Below are 17,088 nucleotides of genomic sequence, written 5' to 3' on the forward strand. Positions count from 1 at the left end.
AATCTAGCTAATCTCCAATTTAAAAAGTCTTTTAAAATTTTCCGTACTCTGTTGCGCTATCTGTTGAAAGCTTGTGCCTCTTAATTCAGCTATATGTTCAGCTACATAACGTACGTAGGTAGGATAATTTGGCTTTCCACGGAATGGAACCGGCGCTAAGTAAGGCGAATCAGTTTCAATAAGAAAACGGTCCGCAGGTACTTTTTTTGCTACTTCCTTGATTTCTTTAGCGCTGTTAAACGTCACAATACCGGAAAAAGAAATATAAAACCCCAAATCCAACGCTTTTTCGGCAAAATCCCAGTCTTCGGTAAAACAGTGAATAACCCCGCCTATATCACGAGCGTTCTCTTCTTCCAAAATTCGTAATGTATCTTGCCTTGATTCGCGGGTATGAATGATCAGCGGTTTTTTTAGAATCTTTGCTGCGGTAATATGCTTTTTGAAACGTTGGTGCTGCCAATCAAGATCGCCTTTACTGCGGAAATAGTCAAGGCCTGTCTCCCCTATTGCAATAACCTTTTTCTCTTGGCCTAAAGCGACAAGCTCATCAACACTAGGATCCTTGCCGTCCTGAACATTCGGATGAACTCCAACGGTAAGGGAAATTTGAGAATAACCTGAGACCAGATCATGCATGGCCGAATAGGATTCTAAATCAATGGCTATGCATAGCATATGTTCAATTTGATTATTCTCCGCTTCCTTCATAAAACAGGAAAAATCGTGTTGGTAGGGTTCCAGATCGATGCGATCCAGGTGGCAATGAGAGTCGATAAGCATTCGATAAAATCACATGGTGTGGGTTGAGCGGTCAGAACCTAAGCTACCTGCTAAATACATTTCTATTTTATTGCGAGCCATGCCGCCATCCTGGTCACTGAACTGTACGCCAATGCCGGTTGCTCGATAGCCTTCCGAACCCGGCGGCGTTTTCCAGATTATTTTCCCGGCAATAGGAAGCCGTTCGGTTTCTTCCATTAAATTTAACAACATGAAAACTTCCTGGCCCATTTGATATTCCCGATTAGTGGGAATAAACAGGCCGCCATTGATCACAAAAGGCATATAAGCGGCATATAAAGCGTTTTTATCTTTAATTGACAGCGACAATATACCTTGTCTGGGGGATGATTCTGCCATGGTATTATTTGCTCAAGTTAATTTCAGACCATTTTATTAAGATCTCTTCAAACATCAATTGTTTATTGATTGGAGAATCCAGTCGCTGGCGAGTTGCCAGTAATAAGTCATACAATTTGTAAACTCTTTTTAATTCTAGCTGTTGTGACATTTCTTTCAAGGAATCTGCCAAGTCCGGGTTATATAAATTTTCAATATTTGCCGAATAAGAACATTTAATTAAATCGATAATCCAGGATGTAATCCAGAACAATAACGGAGATTCAGGCAGCTTATACCAATCTTCCGCAATCATGACAGGATTGCGCTGTCGTCTTGCGATGCCCATCCACGACTTGAAGCACTCATGACGCATGCCAGTATAACCTTCATCCGCATATTGCTGGGCTAACAACGGCGCTCCTCTAGCCAGCCCGAATAGCAATTCTGCGTTTTCCTGAACATTTTGCTGCTTAAGCCATGCAAGCGTTGTTTCTCTGGCTGGAGTGTTAATTACCAGCTTCTGGCATCGGCTGACTATCGTTGCGGGTAATTTTGCCGGTTTATCTGTAATTAGGATAATGAGAGTGCGCTCTGTCGGCTCTTCCAGGCATTTTAGAAAGGCATTGGCTGCTGCATGATTCATCTGGTCGGCCGGACTGACAATAACGGCGCGATAAGCTTCGAATTGAGGTTTTAAGGTCAGTTGGGTGATTAAGTTGCGGATTTGGGCAATGGTAATGCTTTTGCCGGCTTCTTCAGGCTGAATATTAATAAGGTCAGGATGCGTTTCGGCATTGAGCAGTTTGCAGCTGTCGCAGGAACCGCAATATAAACCATCGGACTGGGGATTTGCGCAAAGCAGAGAAAAAACGAACTGGCTAGCTAAATGTTGCTTGCCAAGCCCTCTGTTACCAGTAATAAGCAAAGCCTGTGGAATGCGCTTCTGAGTAATATAACTGTGAAGGTGCTCCCAGCCGGGCTTTAGCCAGGGCAATAATGTATTAGACATTCTCATCTTATTAATGGCCTGAGCATGTCAATGAGTTTATTTTGCACATCGCTTAATGGTTGATCCGCCTTAATAAGTTTGATTCGTTCAGGGTAAAGCTCGGCTTGTCTTAAATAAGCCTGCCTGACGCGTTCAAAAAAGTCGATTTTTTCAGATTCAAATCTGTCCAGTTGCCCCCGATCTCTTGCCCGCTCAATACCAACCTCAACGGGCGCATCAAGCAACAATGTCAAGTCAGGCCGCAGAGTGCCTTGTATGAGATTTTCCAACCATTCTATAGTATTTATATTCATGTTGCGGCCGCCTCCTTGATAGGCATAGGTCGCATCAGTGAAACGATCGCAAAGCACCCATTTCCCTTGCGACAGCGCAGGCTCTATGACATGTTTGATATGTTGAGCCCTTGCTGCAAACATAAGCAGCAATTCTGCCGATTCTGAAATGCTCTCATTATTCGAATCCAATAGTAACTCGCGTATCTTTTCCGCCAATCGGGTACCGCCGGGTTCGCGAGTAACGATGACATCAATACCGTGATTTTGCAAATAGCTGCTTATAAAAGACAGGTTCGTGGTTTTGCCTACACCTTCTCCGCCTTCCAAGGTAATGAATTTTCCTCTAGTCACTGTTTTTTCCTTTGGAAGGTATCAACCGCTCGGTTGTGATCTTTTAATGTTGACGAAAAGACGTGCGTTCCATCACCACGCGAAACAAAATAAAGGCTATCGCCATTATCAGGATGCAGGGCCGCATAAATGGCATCTTGCCCGGGCATGGCTATCGGGGTAGGCGGTAAGCCTTTTACAACATAAGTATTATAAGGAGTGGTATTTTTTAAATCTTCGTAAGTAATATCGCCTTTATAGAACTCCCCCATGCCATAAATTACTGTAGGATCGGTTTGCAGCAACATTCCTTTTTCAAGCCGGCGAATAAATACGCCAGCAATTAAAGGCCTTTCTTCAGTTACTGCGGTTTCCTTCTCTACAATTGAAGCGAGAATCAACGCCTCATAAGGGTTTTTAAAAGGCAGATTCTCGGCTTTATTATGCCATGCCTGTTGCAATACCTGTTGCATCTTGTCATAAGCTCGCTTTAACAAAGAAACATCGGACATGTGTTTTTCAAAGAAATAGGTATCGGGAAAAAACATGCCTTCAGGATGCTTCGCATCCGTTCCAATTTGCAGCATTAGAGCTTCAATATCAGTGCTGTTTAAAGTATGCTCCAGATAAGGGTTTTTCTGGATTTCCTGCAATATATCCTTAAAACTCCACCCTTCTGGAAAGGTAATCGCATATTGCTTGGTTTTGCCTTGAACGAATAAGGCTAATATTTCCGGTATATTTAAACCAGGCGCTAATTCGTACTCTCCTGTTTTAATTTTTTTGGCCGATTCGCTTGTGTAGGCGAAAACTTTAAACCAGATTGGATTAATGGCCACGTTCTGATCGATCAATTTATCAGTGATCCGGTTTAATGAGTCGCCTTTTTCAATATCTATATAAACCTGTTTATCGAGCACTACAGGATTTTTTACTGCGCTTCGATAGTCAGTCCATGCCCATCCGCCTGTAAAACTGAAGATCAACAATGTAAATCCGATAATTTTGATGGTCATGGCAAAGACGCCTCCGCCCCGCTTTTCAGTCTGTCGAGGCAAGATTGTATTTGTCTGGTTATCGGGCCTATTGAGAAATGTCTGTTTTCAATTTGATTGATTGGCCATAAACCAATGATTGAATTGCTGACAAAGATTTCATCAGCCGATAAAAATTCATTTTTCTTAAACGGCTTCTCAACTGTTTTAATATGACTACTTGACAATATTTCTATAATAATACTGCGCATAACGCCGGCAATACCCGATTGAGACAGTGATGCGGTGTAAACTGAACCATTTTTAACATAAAAAAGATTGCTCATAGTCCCTTCGATAATATGATCATTGACATCCATCATAATTCCTTCCTGAATAGCTGGATCATTCCATTCGGCCCGTGCCAATATCTGTTCGAGCCGATTCATGTGTTTAATTCCCGCCAATGATGGGTTCAACCCTAAACGAGTGGTGCAAAAACGGGCAACAATGCCCTGCTCTCCGAATGAGGAAGGATAATCGGGATAAGGATGAAGGCTTAATACGCGGGTAGGTTGAATTAAGTCTGGCTGACGGTAGCCTCGTCCGCCAGACCCTCGAGTGACTATCAATTTGAGTACAGCTAAACTCGAACCTTTGCAAAGATCGAGAGCTTCGGCGGTAATCAGTTCAGGATCCGGACATGGGATATGGAGCCGACGGCAACCTGTATTTAAGCGCTTTAAATGCCGATCGAGAAATACAGGTTGCCCATTTCTAACTTCTATTGTTTCGAATAATCCATCGCCATACTGAAAGCCGCGATCAGATATCTCAATATGCTGCTTGCATTCGCCATTTACCAGAATCATCAGCAAGAAGCATTACGTATTGGGTGATACGTTGCAGCGTTACTCGTAACGTTTAAAAACTATAGATCCGTTAGTGCCGCCAAAACCGAATGAGTTGGATATGGCTATATCAATTTTCATATCTCTGGCTGTATTGGGCACATAATCAAGATCACATTCTGGGTCTTGATTTTCCAGGTTAATCGTTGGCGGAGCAATCTGATTTTTGATGCTTAAGGCTGTGAGCACAGCTTCAATGCCGCCGGCAGCGCCTAACAAATGTCCTATCATGGATTTAGTTGAGCTGACAGCAACTTTATAGGCGTGCTCGCCTAAAGCTGCTTTCATTGCCTGGGTTTCTCCGATATCGCCGGCAGGCGTTGAAGTACCATGCGCATTGATATAATCAACCTGATCCGCATTTATGCCCGCATCACGCAAGGCATTGCGCATGCAACGGGCTGCACCTTCGCCCCCTACGGAAGGGGTTGTGATATGATAGGCATCGCCGCTCATGCCATAGCCGACCACTTCAGCATAAATTTTTGCGCCGCGCGCTTTTGCATGTTCCAGTTCTTCCAGGACAACCACCCCGGAGCCATCGCTCAATACGAAACCATCTCGATCTCTATCCCAAGGGCGGCTAGCTGCCTGGGGATTATCATTGCGGCGTGACAAGGCTTTTGCAGAGGCAAAACCACCCATGGCCGTTGGCGAGGTAGTGCAGCGCTCAGCACCGCCAGCGACCATAACATCGGCATCGCCGTATTTAATTAAACGTGCAGCATCGCCAATATTGTGCGTACCTGTTGAGCAGGCCGTAACAATGGAAAAGTTGGGACCTTTTAATCCATATTTGATTGAAAGGTTGCCTGAGATCATATTAATAATATTGCCCGGCACAAAGAATGGCGAAATACGACGTGGGCCGCCTTTGTCATAAGTGACATAACATTCTTCAATTCCGGTAATTCCGCCTATACCTGCACCAATTGCCACGCCGATACGCTCAGCATTAGCCTCGGTGACTTCAATGCCTGAGTCCTCAATAGCCTGGCAACCGGCAGCGATGCCATAATGAATAAAAGCATCCATTCGTTTGGCATCTTTGTCGGGAATATAGTGAGTAATGTCGAAATTTCTTATGACGCCGCCAAACGTAGTGGCAAATGGAGAAATGTCAAAAGAATCAATTGGAGTGATGCCGCTTCTACCGTTGATAATACCGTCCCAAGTTTCAGCGACAGTGTTAGCTAAAGGCGTGACAGCGCCTAATCCAGTTATTACGACTCGACGTTTGCTCAATGTAATGTACCGTAAGAAATGTATAGGGAGGTAAGAAAGACTTTATTCTGATTAGTGGATGAACGAGAAGGTCCATCCACTAAAAGACAGGCTACTGCGCTGCGTTTTTTTCTACGTAATCGATAGCTTGTTGAACAGTTGTAATTTTTTCAGCTTCATCGTCTGGAATTTCACATTCGAATTCTTCCTCAAGAGCCATAACGAGTTCAACTGTATCCAGAGAATCAGCACCAAGATCATCTACAAATGAAGCATCAGTAGCGATATCTTCTTTAACGCCCAATTGCTCAGCTACAATTTTTTTTACTCGTTCTTCAATGTTACTCATAATTATTATCCTCAAACAATGTAAGTTTGTTTGTATTTGGTTAGAAACTTACAATAGTATTGTTATTAACTTTACTAGAAATCCCGTCTCCGGCAATTCCAGACGGCGGGGGGATTATACTTTATATTGCAAAAATCTCACAATATTAAGGCATAAACATGCCACCGTTTACATGAATGGTTTCACCGGTGATATAAGCGGCACCTTCTGAAGCCAAAAATGAAACGGCATGGGCAATTTCTCTGGCTTCGCCCAGTCGAGCCAAAGGAATGGAAGTTAATAAGGAATTTTTAACGTCCTCACCCAATTCCTTGGTCATGTCAGTATCGATAAACCCGGGCGCTACCGTATTGATGGTGATATTGCGTGAACCCACTTCTTTAGCCATCGATTTGGCGAAACCGATCATGCCGGCCTTTGCCGCGGCGTAATTTGCTTGGCCTGCATTGCCTGTAGCGCCAACCACAGACGATATATTGATGATACGCCCTGTTTTTGCCTTCATCATGCCGCGCAGGACAGCTTTGCTCATGCGAAAAACCGAAGTCAAATTCGTATTGATAATATCATCCCAGTCTTCGTCCTTCATGCGCATGAGCAGGTTATCGCGCGTAATGCCGGCATTGTTGACCAATACTGCGGGGGCTCCATACTCATCGGTAACTGTTTTAACAACTTCAGCAATCGACTCAGGATCGGCCACATCAAGTTTTAAGCCTTTGCCGTTTTCACCGAGATAAGCAGAAATTAAATCGGCGCCATTATCGGAAGTTGCTGTGCCAACCACAAAAAAACCATCCTCGGCCAATCTTTCGGCGATTGCTCTGCCGATACCGCGACTGGCGCCTGTCACTAATGCTACTTGCTTAGTCATTTAACTGCTCCAATACTTTATTTAAAGTCTCCGGGTTATATATAGCCATATGCTCGGCATCTTTCGCGATGCGCTTGTTTAAACCAATCAATACCTTGCCGGGGCCGCACTCAACAAAATGGGTAACGCCTTGGTCATGCATAAACTTAATGCTGTCAACCCAACGCACGGGTTTATAGAGTTGCTCTTTCAGTACGCTTCGAATGACCTCCGATGCACTGTGTGCTGCAACATCTACATTATGAATCAATGTCATTTTGGGAGCGCTGATGGCTATATTCTGCAATTGTTCATCCAGTTTTTCGGCCGCTGGCTGCATCAGTGCGCAGTGAGATGGGACGCTGACCGGTAACTGTACCGCGCGTTTAGCGCCAGCTTCCTTTGCGGCAGCTATAGCTCTTTCGACAGCTGCTGTATGCCCGGCAATAACGACCTGCCCCGGGGCATTAAAATTAACGGCTGAGACAACCTCATTTTCTGCAGCATCCGCACATACTTTGACAACCTGATGGTCTTCAAGTCCCAAAATTGCCGCCATGGCGCCAACGCCCGCAGGCACAGCTTCCTGCATTAACCGGCCTCTTGCTGCCACCAGTTTTATTCCGTCTTCAAAGGATATTGCGTCCGAACAAACCAGCGCAGTGTATTCGCCAAGGCTATGACCCGCCATCCAGGCCGGACGGATATTGCTCTGCTTGCACCAAACTTTCCAGATGGCAACGCCAGCAGCCAACATGGCTGGCTGTGTATTGTGCGTTTGATTAAGATCTTCTTCAGGCCCTGAAGATACAATAGACCACAAATCTTTTCCTAATGCATCGGATGCCTGTTCAAAGATCTGTTTTACTTCTGGATAGCTTTCGGCCAGCTCCGACATCATGCCGACGGATTGAGAACCTTGTCCCGGAAAAACAAAAGCCAAATTATAATTTTGCTTGCTCATTAATACGCTTGTTTATAGTTATTAGTATTTAATTAATGCAGAACCCCATGTAAACCCTGCGCCAAACGCTTCAAGCAACACCACTTGTCCGCGCTGGATGCGGCCGTCGCGCACAGCTTCATTAAATGCGAGAAGCACTGAAGCAGAGGATGTGTTGCCCTGATTTTCAAGCGTTAAAACAACATGATCCATAGGCATTTTTAATTTTTTGGCTGTTGCTGCAATGATGCGTATGTTAGCCTGGTGAGGCACCAGCCAATGCACATCGGATTTCTGCATATTGTTGGCTTCCAGCGTTTCATCAACAATACGGCCTAATGTGTTTACAGCGATCTTAAACACTTCGTTGCCGCGCATTTTTACGTAACCGGTCTCGTCTTTATTAAGCTCGGCGGCCGCCTGTGGATTCGGACAGTAAAGCAGATCTTCATATTCGCCGTCGGAGTGGATATGCGTTGACAAGATGCCGGCTTCATTTGAAGAGCCCAGTAACAGGGCGCCGGCGCCGTCACCGAATAAAACGCAAGTGCCGCGATCAGTCCAGTCAATAATGCGTGAACAGATTTCAGAGCCGACGACAAGCACTTTTTTGGCCGCGCCTGTTTTAATGTATTGATCGGCAATGCTCAAGGCGAATATTGAACCTGAACAAGCTGCTTGTACATCGAAAGCTACGCAGTTTTTAATGCCTAAACGCTGTTGCAACAGACAGCCTGTGCTCGGATAAACGCGATCGGGCGTCCCTGTTGCGACAATTATTAAATCAATTTCCTCAGGATCAATTTGTGCCGCATCTATGGCTTGCCTCGCCGCAATCTCAGCCATGCTTGAAGCCGTTTCATTCGGCCCGGCAATGCGTCGGCTTTTAATGCCGGTGCGCTCATGAATCCAACTATCGGATGTATCTACAGTTTGCGATATATGATCATTCGTGCGAACTTCTTCTGGCAGATATCCGCCGGTACCGATTACTCTTGAATAGCGGATCATGCGCTCTCTCTCCTTGCCAAAGTTTGTTCAACTTGCTCGCTTATTTTTCTGATAATATCTTTTTTGACTTCAACTTCGGCAAGATGTATGGCTGTTTTAAAAGCCAACACATCGGCTCCTCCATGGCTTTTGATAACAAGCCCGCGCAGTCCCAGAAAGCTGGCGCCGTTATAGAGTCGCGGATCAATGCGCTTTTTGAATGACTTGAGGACCGGGTAAACAAGTAATCCCGCAAGCTTGGTCAAAATGTTTCTGTTAAAGGCTTCTTTGAGCGCTGTCCCGATCATTTTGGCCGCGCCTTCAATCGATTTCAGCGCAACATTGCCTACGAAGCCGTCGGCGACAATCAGATCAACTTTAATACTTCCTGCATTTAAAGAATCACCTTCTACATAACCGATATAATTTAACGATGAATTTTCCAGTAATTTTGCTGCAGCTTTAACCTGCTCATTACCTTTTACATCTTCCTCGCCGATATTTAGCAGACCGACTTTCGGGTTCTCAATATTTTCTACGGCTTTAACCAATTCGGCGCCCATGACAGCAAACTGAAAAAGATGTTCCGCACTGCAGTCTACGTTACCCCCGAGGTCAAGCGCGTGGGTATGCCCATAAATTGACGGTAAAGTAGAAATAATGGCGGGGCGGTCAACGCCTGGAATCATTTTCAGAACAAAACGAGCGGTCGCCATTAATGCACCGGTATTGCCGGCGCTAACGCAGGCATCGGCATGGCCGTCACGAACCAGGTTAATAGCCACCCGCATTGATGAATCTTTCTTGTTCTTTAGCGCCTTGGATGGTGACTCATCCATGCCGACGCACTGCGACGCATGATGAATAGTGAGTCTATCCTTGAATTCAATTAATGCTTCTGTTAACTGTGGTTTTAAAACAGCTTCATCGCCTACTAAGATCAGTTTTAAGTCTGGATTGCTTTTCAAACAATCCAATGATGCTGGAATGGTAACTTCAGGACCATGATCCCCGCCCATCGCATCAATCGAAATTGTTAAACTCACGCTTACGAATGACTCCGGAATTATTATAAAAAGCCGAACCCAATCGGGTTCGGCATATCATCATTCTAAAAGGGAGAAAGATTGATTAATCTTCGTCGCCAGTCGTTACGATTTGGCGACCTTTGAAGAAACCGTCTGGAGTGACGTGGTGACGCAAATGAGTTTCACCTGTCATCGGGTCTTGAGATAATGCTCTGCTGGTTAAAGCATCATGTGAACGACGTTGACCACGTCTTGAACGTGATACTTTACTTTTTTGTACTGCCATTATAAATCTCCAGTTTTTTTAAGTTTGGCTAAGATGGAAAAAGGATTTTCAGGGGCCGATTGCTCCTCATCAGATAATTGATCTTTCTTGTTAAAGTCTGCATCCGGCACTGAACACGCGTGCTGATGCTTTGGAAAAGTTGGCAGAGCCAGTAACAACTCGTCTTCAACGATATCCTTAAGAGGTATTTTCTCTTCTTCAATCAATAAAGGTTCATAATCTTCGGGCAATCTATCTGCTTGATCTATTGAGGTAACAATACCCAGTTTGATGTCAGCACTGACGGGCCATTCCATAGCCTGCAAACAGTTTTGGCATTCAAGTTCCAGAATCGCCTCTATGTGTCCCTCAATTTTGGCCAGTCTTCCTTCCCGTCCAAAAAAAAGATCAACAGCAACAGTCCCGGCGTCGCTCAGCAGTGATTCCGCTAAACGATCCATGCTGTTTAAAGGTATTTTGCCCTTCAATTCAGCTCGCTTATCTGCGAGCTGCAAAGGGTCGACATATTCAGGCAATCGATCTAACATAACCATACAATAATATCTGGAATCAATAACTGCGTCAAACTTACAACAATTGGCAATATGAAAATCAATAACTTAATTCTGGCGTCAAGTTCACCTTATAGACAAGCATTATTGAAAAAACTTCATTTGAAATTTAAAGCTATCAGCCCTGAAGTCGATGAAAGACCGCTTGAGCACGAAGCTCCGGAAGCGCTCGCATTGCGGTTAGGGAAATTAAAAGCGCAAGCGCTATGTGAAAAGTACCCCGACCATCTTATTATCGGTTCAGATCAAGTCGCCGTACTCAATGGCCAACAATTGCACAAGCCAGGCGGTCGAGCCAGAGCAATAGAGCAACTCCAGGCGGCATCAGGAAATGCCGTTACGTTTTTTACCAGCATCTGCATTATAGACAGCAATACAATGTGTTGCTTGACTGATTTGGATATCTGTACCGCCTATTTTAAAACACTGTCATGCCGACAGATTGAACACTATGTCGACCTTGAGAAACCTTACGATTGTGCCGGCAGCTTTAAGTCTGAAAGCCTGGGGATCGTGTTGTTTGAAAAAATTCAAGGCGATGATCCGAACGCCTTGACGGGCTTGCCTTTGATTAAACTGACTTCCTTATTGGAGAAATTTGGCATTCATGTGCTTTAACGGAAAAATTTTTTAACCATATTACCTTAGAATCATGCAATCCACAGCAAATTCTCTGGGGTAAAACACTTATCTATTGTAGAGAGCCAAGACCTGTTTTACATAATTGCGTGTTTCAGGGTATGGCGGAATTGATTTGTTATATCTTATAACTGCATTTTCGCCGGCATTATAGGCCGCAACAGCCAAGTCCAGGTTCGAATCAAACATTCGCAGCAAATCTTTCAAGTATCGTGTTCCACCATCAATATTCTGGTCAGGATCGCGGCGGTCCGTAACACCATAGCGCCTTGCAGTGTCCGGCATTAATTGCATTAGCCCCACTGCTCCGGCCGATGAAACGGCGGTGGCGTCATAGGCCGACTCCGCCTGAATCACGGCATGCAGCAACTTCTCGTCAACCTGATGCCGGGCAGCAGCCTGGGCTATCATGTCTGCATATCTTTTCCTGTTGACGCTTACAAAAGGCAATGCTTTTGCGTAACTCTTGGGTCTGGTCCGAATGATGCGCTTATAGAGGCTGTTTTTAGGGTCGTCCGTGTAATAGACATGCCCTTCAGGGTCAACATATTTATAAACATCAGCCAGAACTTGATTGGACGCAAACAAGGCAAACAATAAAACAACAGCGACTCTTATCATTTTTGTTATTTTTCCTAGTCAGATTCAAAACTGCATGCGCAGCATCTCTGGCAAACCAATACCAACATAGCCCCATCGTTATAGGGCTATGCGAGAACAGCGGATATTGATTTACTGTCCTTATAAGGATAGTAAAAACTTGATTACACTGCCAGAAGCAGAACAATTTTTTACTTGGAATCGGACAGATAGTTGTCTATATCTTCTTTTGAAAAGCCTATCTTTTTAGCAACGCGATCAGCATGGCTGATGCGGGAAATGCCGGGGATAAGTTTATAAGTCGGTGCATCATTAGAAAACTCGACTTGTTTGGGCAAACCTATGCCTTTACTGACAAAACTATCGACAAGCTGATGATTATGAGTGATTAATACGGTGCTGTTGCCTTTTCGATAAAATCCGTTAAGCACATTGGCAGAAGATTCCATCTTTTCCTCAAAAGTCGTGCCTTCGGACAACTCATCCAGCACAACCAGACTTTTAGCCGTGGTTGCTAAAAAAATATCTTTAGTTCTTTTCAATTCAGTACCAAAGCGCCCTTCCCCGTCATCCAAATGACTAATTTCCGGCACCTGATAAAAAATTCTATCCGCTACGGTAAGGATTGCGGATTTGGCAGGCACATAACATCCTATTTGCGCCAGTAATTGGATTTGAGTGACCGTTTTACAAAATGCGGTTTTACCCCCGCTATTAGGCCCCGTTACCAGGACCAATTTGTCATCCTCCAAAACAAAATCATTACCAACATATTGGGGATTTTGCTTGCCCAAAACCGGGTTTCTGGCATCGACAAGATTGATGCGATGGTGGTCGGCCTCAATCAGCTTGGGCAAAACCATATCGCCGCCAAACGCATCGGCAAATTTTATAAATGAGAGCAATTCATCCAATTGCCCCAATGCATCCAGTGTTTCACCAACCGTCTGTGAGTTTTTAAACTCATTCCTTAACGGGATAATACAGCTATCTCGGTCAAAACCTCCTACTACCGGAAAATAAACCAGTAACAAAGGAATAAAAAAGATGGAAAAGGTCGGGATGACTTCCACTGAAATCCGGAACATATCCGTCGGAAACAGATGTGCCAGCACCCAAATAATAACGAACACCAACGCCAGCAGAAGTGGCTTGAAGATACGAGGCCTGAATATGATGGCCGGAGAAAACGAGCCTTCTCTCTCCCGCTTGGATCGAATGCCGTTTTCAGTGATATAGGCAGGTCCTTCCATCAGTGAGTAAGACCGGGTTTCCGCGAAAGCTTTTATTTTTTCAAAAATGCCTGCGAGATAGCGGCTCTTAGGTGCTTCACTGGATTGAATCTGGTCAACCAGCTCAAGCATAAGCCGAATGCCTCTTTTATACTGCAGATAACCGTAACCTTCGATTTCATGCTCTTCCCGAGCTGTACCAAAAGACCCGAGGAATTCGCCGAACAAAAGCAAGTAAAAGTTTTTTTCATGCGCCGCTGCGTTTTGCACGATGCGCTCGATGCTGTCTTTTAATGTCGGGTTATTGCGAAGTTCCTCGACGGCTTCCTGCTTTGCTTGAATATCCTCGATAACGTCCAGCGGCTGTGTTAAAGAGCGAAACAGGACTGCCTGCCCTACCAGAGTTGACGCATGATTAATGGCATCAAACACTTCGTTGACCTCGATCGTATTGAAGGAGCGCTCATCAATGACGCCCTCGCCGGTTTTCAGCGGTTTGCTGGATTGAACAGTAGGCCAAATAGCATCCTGCCAACTTTGTAATATGGTTTCTTTCATCACTTTAGCTCTTTATTTTTACCGGGACACTAAAAACTATAATCGCCGCGAAAACGCCGGATAGCATGATGTTTTTTATTCGAGACATCAATCTCTTGCTCACGCCGATGCTGGCAAAAGAAAGGCTGCGCGTTAAGCGATATATTGCACAGATTGAATCGTACCCTTTTATGCGGATAATTTTCAAAGTTTTTGTTCAATTAGCTTAACTATAGCATCAGCATGAAGCTTTGAATCGTTAAGAGCAGGAATATAGCGATAGGTCTCACCGCCGGCTTTAATGAACAGGGCTTTATTTTCCATGGCGATCTCTTCCAGAGTCTCCAGACAGTCCACGGCGAACCCCGGGCAAACCACATCAATTTTTTTAACCCCCTGTCTTGCAAGATTTTGCAGTGTTTCCGCGCAATAAGGTTTAAGCCATTGTGCCTTGCCAAATCTGGACTGAAATACAACACGCCACTTTTCTTTGTCGAGATCGAGCTTCTCCGCAATCAAAGCGGCAGTTTTATGGCACTGATGAAAATAAGGATCGCCCCATTTGGTTAACTGCTCAGGCAAGCCATGGAAAGACATCAGGAGCAGATCGTTCCTTCCTTGTTGGCGCCAGATTTTCTCAATAGACTCAACAACCGCAGCAATATAATGCTCATCCTGATGATAATCACTGATAAACTGAAAGCTGGGCAGATGCCGCCAGCGGTTCAGTTCCTTGATCAGATCATCATATACGGATGCCGTTGTTGTTGAAGAGTATTGAGGATAAAGCGGCAGGATGATCAGATTGTCGATGCCTTGTTTTTTAAGGGCGTTTAACTGCTCGGCTATGGAAGGTTTGCCATAGCGCATTGCATAATCGGTTATAACGCCTTTGGCATTTAATCGTTGAGCGACCATATCGGTCAGTTGGCGGGTCAAAAAAACTAAAGGCGATCCCTTTTCATCCCATATTTTGCGATAAGCAGCCGTCGACCTGTGCGGACGGAAAGGCAGAATGAAAAAACGTAGTATCACCCACCATAGAGGACGCGGCAGATTGACTACGCGAGGATCGCCAAGAAACTCTTTGAGAAAGCGCCTGACTGCCGAAGTAGTAGGTGCCGCTGGCGACCCCAGGTTCACCAATAGAACGCCCGTTTTATTGGCGGTGGCGCTTTGAGGCGGCATGTAAAAAGCCTAGCGGTTTATCAGATTTAAGAATTCAGAACGGGTGCTGATCTCTTTGCGAAACACACCTGTCATTACCGATGTCGTCATGACTGAATTTTGTTTTTCGATGCCGCGCATCATCATGCATAAATGCTTGGCTTCGATAACCACAGCAACGCCTCTGGCGCCGGTTGCAATCTCAATGGCATCAGCAATTTGCTTGGTCAATTTTTCCTGAATTTGCAGGCGTCGCGCATACATATCGACAACACGAGCGATTTTGGACAGGCCGAGCACTTTGCCTTTTGGCAAATAGCCGACATGGCATTTGCCGATGAACGGCAGTAAATGGTGCTCACATAAGGAATACAATTCAATATCCTTAACGATAACCATGTCTTCGGTGTCTGCTGTAAAAATAGCGCCGTTAAGCACTTCATCCAGCGTCTTACCGTAGCCGTTGTTCAGAAATTTAAAGGCCTTGGCTGCGCGTTTGGGTGTATCGATCAGGCCTTCTCGATTTAAGTCTTCACCGACTGCTTCGATAATTTTGGAAAAATGCTCTTCCATTGTTTCAGTCTCAATTGTAAAAGGCTTGCTATTATACATCATTGAGCAGTGAATTTTAATGCATCCAAAATGACATTTTCATCCGCATCGGGTGTACTGACATTTTCACTGATATGCCGGCGCCAGCCTCGTGCGCCGGTTTCACCGTGAAACAGGCCCAAAATATGCCGAGAAATATTATTCAAGCGAGCACCGGTTCCAAGTTGCTGTTGAATGTAAGGAATTAGCCGCATCACTATTTCCTGCCGTGACTTGGGTTCACGGGACTCGGTAAAAAAACGCTTATCCACGTCGGCCAGAAGATACGGATTGTGATAGGCTTCCCGCCCCATCATGACCCCATCGACATGTTTCAGGATCTCTTCAGCCTGATCCAATGTTGTAATGCCGCCGTTCAAGATAATTTCCAGTGCCGGAAAATCATTTTTTAACTGATAGACCATGTCGTGGCGTAACGGTGGAACTTCGCGGTTTTGCTTGGGCGACAGACCGCTTAGCCAAGCTTTTCTGGCATGAACGATAAAAGTGCGGCAGCCGGCATCGGCCACAGTCGCTATAAAATGCACCAGTTCTTCGTATGAATCGCGCTCGTCAATGCCTATTCTCGATTTGACCGTTACCGGAATTGAAACCGCCTGCCGCATTGCCTCCACACACTCGGCGACAAGTTCCGGCTCTGCCATCAGGCAGGCCCCGAAGCGACCGTTCTGAACCCGATCACTGGGGCAGCCGACGTTTAGATTAACTTCGTCATATCCATAATCTTCAACCATCTTTGCACAAGTCGCCAAATCCTTGGGATGGCTGCCGCCCAATTGAAATGAGACAGGATGCTCGGTTGCATCAAACTGTAAAAACCGATGATGATCACCATGTAATAGAGCGCCAGTTGTGACCATTTCAGTATACAAGAAGGCATGTTGTGAAATCAGGCGGTGGAAATAACGGCAGTGTTTATCTGTCCAGTCCAGCATGGGGGCGATGCAAAAGACATGATGCGTTGTTGCCTTGGTTTCTGTGTATTTATCTGTATTGGGCATTGTCAACAAAATGATTGATGGCAAAAAGATTCGCTGGAATAAATAACGCTTGACGTATTAGTTGGACGGAAGTCAAGAAAAAGAAATCGAAATGACGGTGCTCGAGAATTTAACATCTTGCTGTCGATCATTGAGCATTATTTTAGGCGCCGTTCTCTATGCAACTAGGAAAGGACACAAAATTGAAAATGGCTGCTCAATTGTCCGCTTGTTAAGCTTGCTATTGATTGCAAGTCAAGGAAGAAATCGGGAAACAGTTGAAATTAACTAAGGCGCTTGAGAATTAAATGGCTGGCTCTCAGGGATTCGAACCCCGGCAGCTGGAATCAGAATCCTATAGACAATATGTGTATTCATTATAAATCAATAACTTAAAAATTAAACAATGTAATTTAACATACTGAAAATACTGCAAACTACATGCATTAGTCCCGGCCCTGTGTCAATTTTAC

Annotated in this window: 20 protein-coding genes; 1 reads left to right on the forward strand and 19 read right to left on the reverse strand. The window is 44.8% G+C overall.

From position 1 onward, the window contains the following. Positions 1–3: 3 nt before the first annotated feature. The 14 genes from V2P20_RS08885 to V2P20_RS08950 all read right to left on the reverse strand — a co-directional run bounded on the left by V2P20_RS08885 (position 4) and on the right by V2P20_RS08950 (position 10,830). Positions 4–783 (reverse strand): TatD family hydrolase, encoded by a 780-nt coding sequence (locus tag V2P20_RS08885; RefSeq protein WP_331817852.1) that lies wholly within the window; start codon positions 781–783, stop codon positions 4–6. A 9-nt stretch (positions 784–792) separates the two neighbouring features. Further along, on the reverse strand, positions 793–1,143 hold the full coding sequence (locus tag V2P20_RS08890; RefSeq protein ID WP_194968755.1) for a PilZ domain-containing protein: 351 nt from the start codon (positions 1,141–1,143) through the stop codon (positions 793–795). Positions 1,144–1,147: 4 nt separating this feature from the next. After that, positions 1,148–2,134 carry a DNA polymerase III subunit delta' gene (locus V2P20_RS08895; protein WP_331817853.1) on the reverse strand — a complete coding sequence of 329 codons (987 nt, stop codon included), beginning with the start codon at positions 2,132–2,134 and terminating at the stop codon, positions 1,148–1,150. 2 nt (positions 2,135–2,136) lie between these two features. Further along, on the reverse strand, positions 2,137–2,760 hold the full coding sequence (tmk, locus tag V2P20_RS08900) for a dTMP kinase (RefSeq protein WP_331817854.1): 624 nt from the start codon (positions 2,758–2,760) through the stop codon (positions 2,137–2,139). After that, complete coding sequence (gene mltG / locus V2P20_RS08905; RefSeq protein ID WP_331817855.1) at positions 2,757–3,755, reverse strand: endolytic transglycosylase MltG; 999 nt, start codon at positions 3,753–3,755, stop codon at positions 2,757–2,759. The genes tmk and mltG overlap by 4 nt, the downstream gene beginning before the upstream one ends. After that, positions 3,752–4,585, reverse strand: coding sequence for an aminodeoxychorismate lyase (gene pabC, locus V2P20_RS08910; RefSeq protein ID WP_331817856.1), 834 nt, complete (start codon positions 4,583–4,585; stop codon positions 3,752–3,754). Before pabC ends, mltG begins: the two co-directional genes overlap by 4 nt. A gap of 39 nt (positions 4,586–4,624) precedes the next feature. After that, a complete protein-coding gene (gene fabF, locus V2P20_RS08915) occupies positions 4,625–5,869 on the reverse strand; it encodes a beta-ketoacyl-ACP synthase II (RefSeq protein WP_331817857.1) in 1,245 nt (414 codons plus the stop codon). Between the two features lie 91 nt (positions 5,870–5,960). Then, the gene (gene acpP, locus V2P20_RS08920) at positions 5,961–6,197 is read right to left on the reverse strand and encodes an acyl carrier protein (RefSeq protein WP_194968761.1); all 237 of its coding nucleotides are present in this window, start codon (positions 6,195–6,197) and stop codon (positions 5,961–5,963) included. A 145-nt stretch (positions 6,198–6,342) separates the two neighbouring features. Then, a complete protein-coding gene (gene fabG / locus V2P20_RS08925; protein WP_331817858.1) occupies positions 6,343–7,071 on the reverse strand; it encodes a 3-oxoacyl-ACP reductase FabG in 729 nt (242 codons plus the stop codon). Next, a complete protein-coding gene (gene fabD / locus V2P20_RS08930; protein ID WP_331817859.1) occupies positions 7,064–8,014 on the reverse strand; it encodes an ACP S-malonyltransferase in 951 nt (316 codons plus the stop codon). Before fabD ends, fabG begins: the two co-directional genes overlap by 8 nt. 21 nt (positions 8,015–8,035) lie before the next feature. Further along, the gene (locus V2P20_RS08935) at positions 8,036–9,004 is read right to left on the reverse strand and encodes a beta-ketoacyl-ACP synthase III (protein WP_331817860.1); all 969 of its coding nucleotides are present in this window, start codon (positions 9,002–9,004) and stop codon (positions 8,036–8,038) included. Continuing rightward, entirely contained in the window at positions 9,001–10,029 is a 1,029-nt protein-coding gene (gene plsX / locus V2P20_RS08940; RefSeq protein WP_331817861.1) for a phosphate acyltransferase PlsX, read from the reverse strand. Before plsX ends, V2P20_RS08935 begins: the two co-directional genes overlap by 4 nt. Positions 10,030–10,114: 85 nt before the next feature. Then, positions 10,115–10,297: a 50S ribosomal protein L32 gene (gene rpmF, locus V2P20_RS08945; protein ID WP_081679042.1), complete on the reverse strand. Its 183-nt coding sequence runs from the start codon at positions 10,295–10,297 to the stop codon at positions 10,115–10,117. Continuing rightward, the gene (locus V2P20_RS08950) at positions 10,297–10,830 is read right to left on the reverse strand and encodes a YceD family protein (protein WP_228778889.1); all 534 of its coding nucleotides are present in this window, start codon (positions 10,828–10,830) and stop codon (positions 10,297–10,299) included. The genes rpmF and V2P20_RS08950 overlap by 1 nt, the downstream gene beginning before the upstream one ends. A gap of 51 nt (positions 10,831–10,881) precedes the next feature. Between V2P20_RS08950 and V2P20_RS08955 the strand changes: the two genes are divergently transcribed. After that, positions 10,882–11,466, forward strand: coding sequence for a Maf family nucleotide pyrophosphatase (locus tag V2P20_RS08955; protein ID WP_331817862.1), 585 nt, complete (start codon positions 10,882–10,884; stop codon positions 11,464–11,466). A 69-nt stretch (positions 11,467–11,535) separates the two neighbouring features. Here V2P20_RS08955 and V2P20_RS08960 read toward each other — a convergent pair whose 3' ends face one another. From V2P20_RS08960 to dusA, 5 genes are all read right to left on the reverse strand, one after another. Next, positions 11,536–12,108, reverse strand: coding sequence for a lytic transglycosylase domain-containing protein (locus V2P20_RS08960; protein ID WP_331817863.1), 573 nt, complete (start codon positions 12,106–12,108; stop codon positions 11,536–11,538). 170 nt (positions 12,109–12,278) lie between these two features. After that, the gene (locus tag V2P20_RS08965; RefSeq protein WP_331817864.1) at positions 12,279–13,877 is read right to left on the reverse strand and encodes a DNA mismatch repair protein MutS; all 1,599 of its coding nucleotides are present in this window, start codon (positions 13,875–13,877) and stop codon (positions 12,279–12,281) included. A gap of 183 nt (positions 13,878–14,060) precedes the next feature. Continuing rightward, positions 14,061–15,044 carry a ferrochelatase gene (hemH, locus tag V2P20_RS08970; protein WP_331817865.1) on the reverse strand — a complete coding sequence of 328 codons (984 nt, stop codon included), beginning with the start codon at positions 15,042–15,044 and terminating at the stop codon, positions 14,061–14,063. A gap of 9 nt (positions 15,045–15,053) precedes the next feature. Next, positions 15,054–15,635 (reverse strand): GTP cyclohydrolase I FolE, encoded by a 582-nt coding sequence (gene folE, locus V2P20_RS08975; protein WP_194968827.1) that lies wholly within the window; start codon positions 15,633–15,635, stop codon positions 15,054–15,056. Beyond that, complete coding sequence (gene dusA, locus V2P20_RS08980; protein ID WP_331817866.1) at positions 15,635–16,636, reverse strand: tRNA dihydrouridine(20/20a) synthase DusA; 1,002 nt, start codon at positions 16,634–16,636, stop codon at positions 15,635–15,637. Before dusA ends, folE begins: the two co-directional genes overlap by 1 nt. Positions 16,637–17,088: the final 452 nt, after the last annotated feature.

It is taken from the genome of Methylobacter sp. Wu1 (assembly GCF_036553575.1).
GTDB lineage: Bacteria > Pseudomonadota > Gammaproteobacteria > Methylococcales > Methylomonadaceae > Methylobacter.

Coding starts and splice junctions, on each gene's coding strand:
- V2P20_RS08885 (WP_331817852.1), bottom strand. CDS start 783: ATGCTTATCGACTCTCATTGCCACCTGGATCGCATCGATCTGGAACCC.
- V2P20_RS08890 (WP_194968755.1), bottom strand. CDS start 1,143: ATGGCAGAATCATCCCCCAGACAAGGTATATTGTCGCTGTCAATTAAA.
- V2P20_RS08895 (WP_331817853.1), bottom strand. CDS start 2,134: ATGTCTAATACATTATTGCCCTGGCTAAAGCCCGGCTGGGAGCACCTT.
- mltG (WP_331817855.1), bottom strand. CDS start 3,755: ATGACCATCAAAATTATCGGATTTACATTGTTGATCTTCAGTTTTACA.
- pabC (WP_331817856.1), bottom strand. CDS start 4,585: ATGATTCTGGTAAATGGCGAATGCAAGCAGCATATTGAGATATCTGAT.
- acpP (WP_194968761.1), bottom strand. CDS start 6,197: ATGAGTAACATTGAAGAACGAGTAAAAAAAATTGTAGCTGAGCAATTG.
- fabG (WP_331817858.1), bottom strand. CDS start 7,071: ATGACTAAGCAAGTAGCATTAGTGACAGGCGCCAGTCGCGGTATCGGC.
- fabD (WP_331817859.1), bottom strand. CDS start 8,014: ATGAGCAAGCAAAATTATAATTTGGCTTTTGTTTTTCCGGGACAAGGT.
- V2P20_RS08935 (WP_331817860.1), bottom strand. CDS start 9,004: ATGATCCGCTATTCAAGAGTAATCGGTACCGGCGGATATCTGCCAGAA.
- rpmF (WP_081679042.1), bottom strand. CDS start 10,297: ATGGCAGTACAAAAAAGTAAAGTATCACGTTCAAGACGTGGTCAACGT.
- V2P20_RS08950 (WP_228778889.1), bottom strand. CDS start 10,830: ATGGTTATGTTAGATCGATTGCCTGAATATGTCGACCCTTTGCAGCTC.
- V2P20_RS08955 (WP_331817862.1), top strand. CDS start 10,882: ATGAAAATCAATAACTTAATTCTGGCGTCAAGTTCACCTTATAGACAA.
- V2P20_RS08960 (WP_331817863.1), bottom strand. CDS start 12,108: ATGATAAGAGTCGCTGTTGTTTTATTGTTTGCCTTGTTTGCGTCCAAT.
- V2P20_RS08965 (WP_331817864.1), bottom strand. CDS start 13,877: ATGAAAGAAACCATATTACAAAGTTGGCAGGATGCTATTTGGCCTACT.
- hemH (WP_331817865.1), bottom strand. CDS start 15,044: ATGCCGCCTCAAAGCGCCACCGCCAATAAAACGGGCGTTCTATTGGTG.
- folE (WP_194968827.1), bottom strand. CDS start 15,635: ATGTATAATAGCAAGCCTTTTACAATTGAGACTGAAACAATGGAAGAG.
- dusA (WP_331817866.1), bottom strand. CDS start 16,636: ATGCCCAATACAGATAAATACACAGAAACCAAGGCAACAACGCATCAT.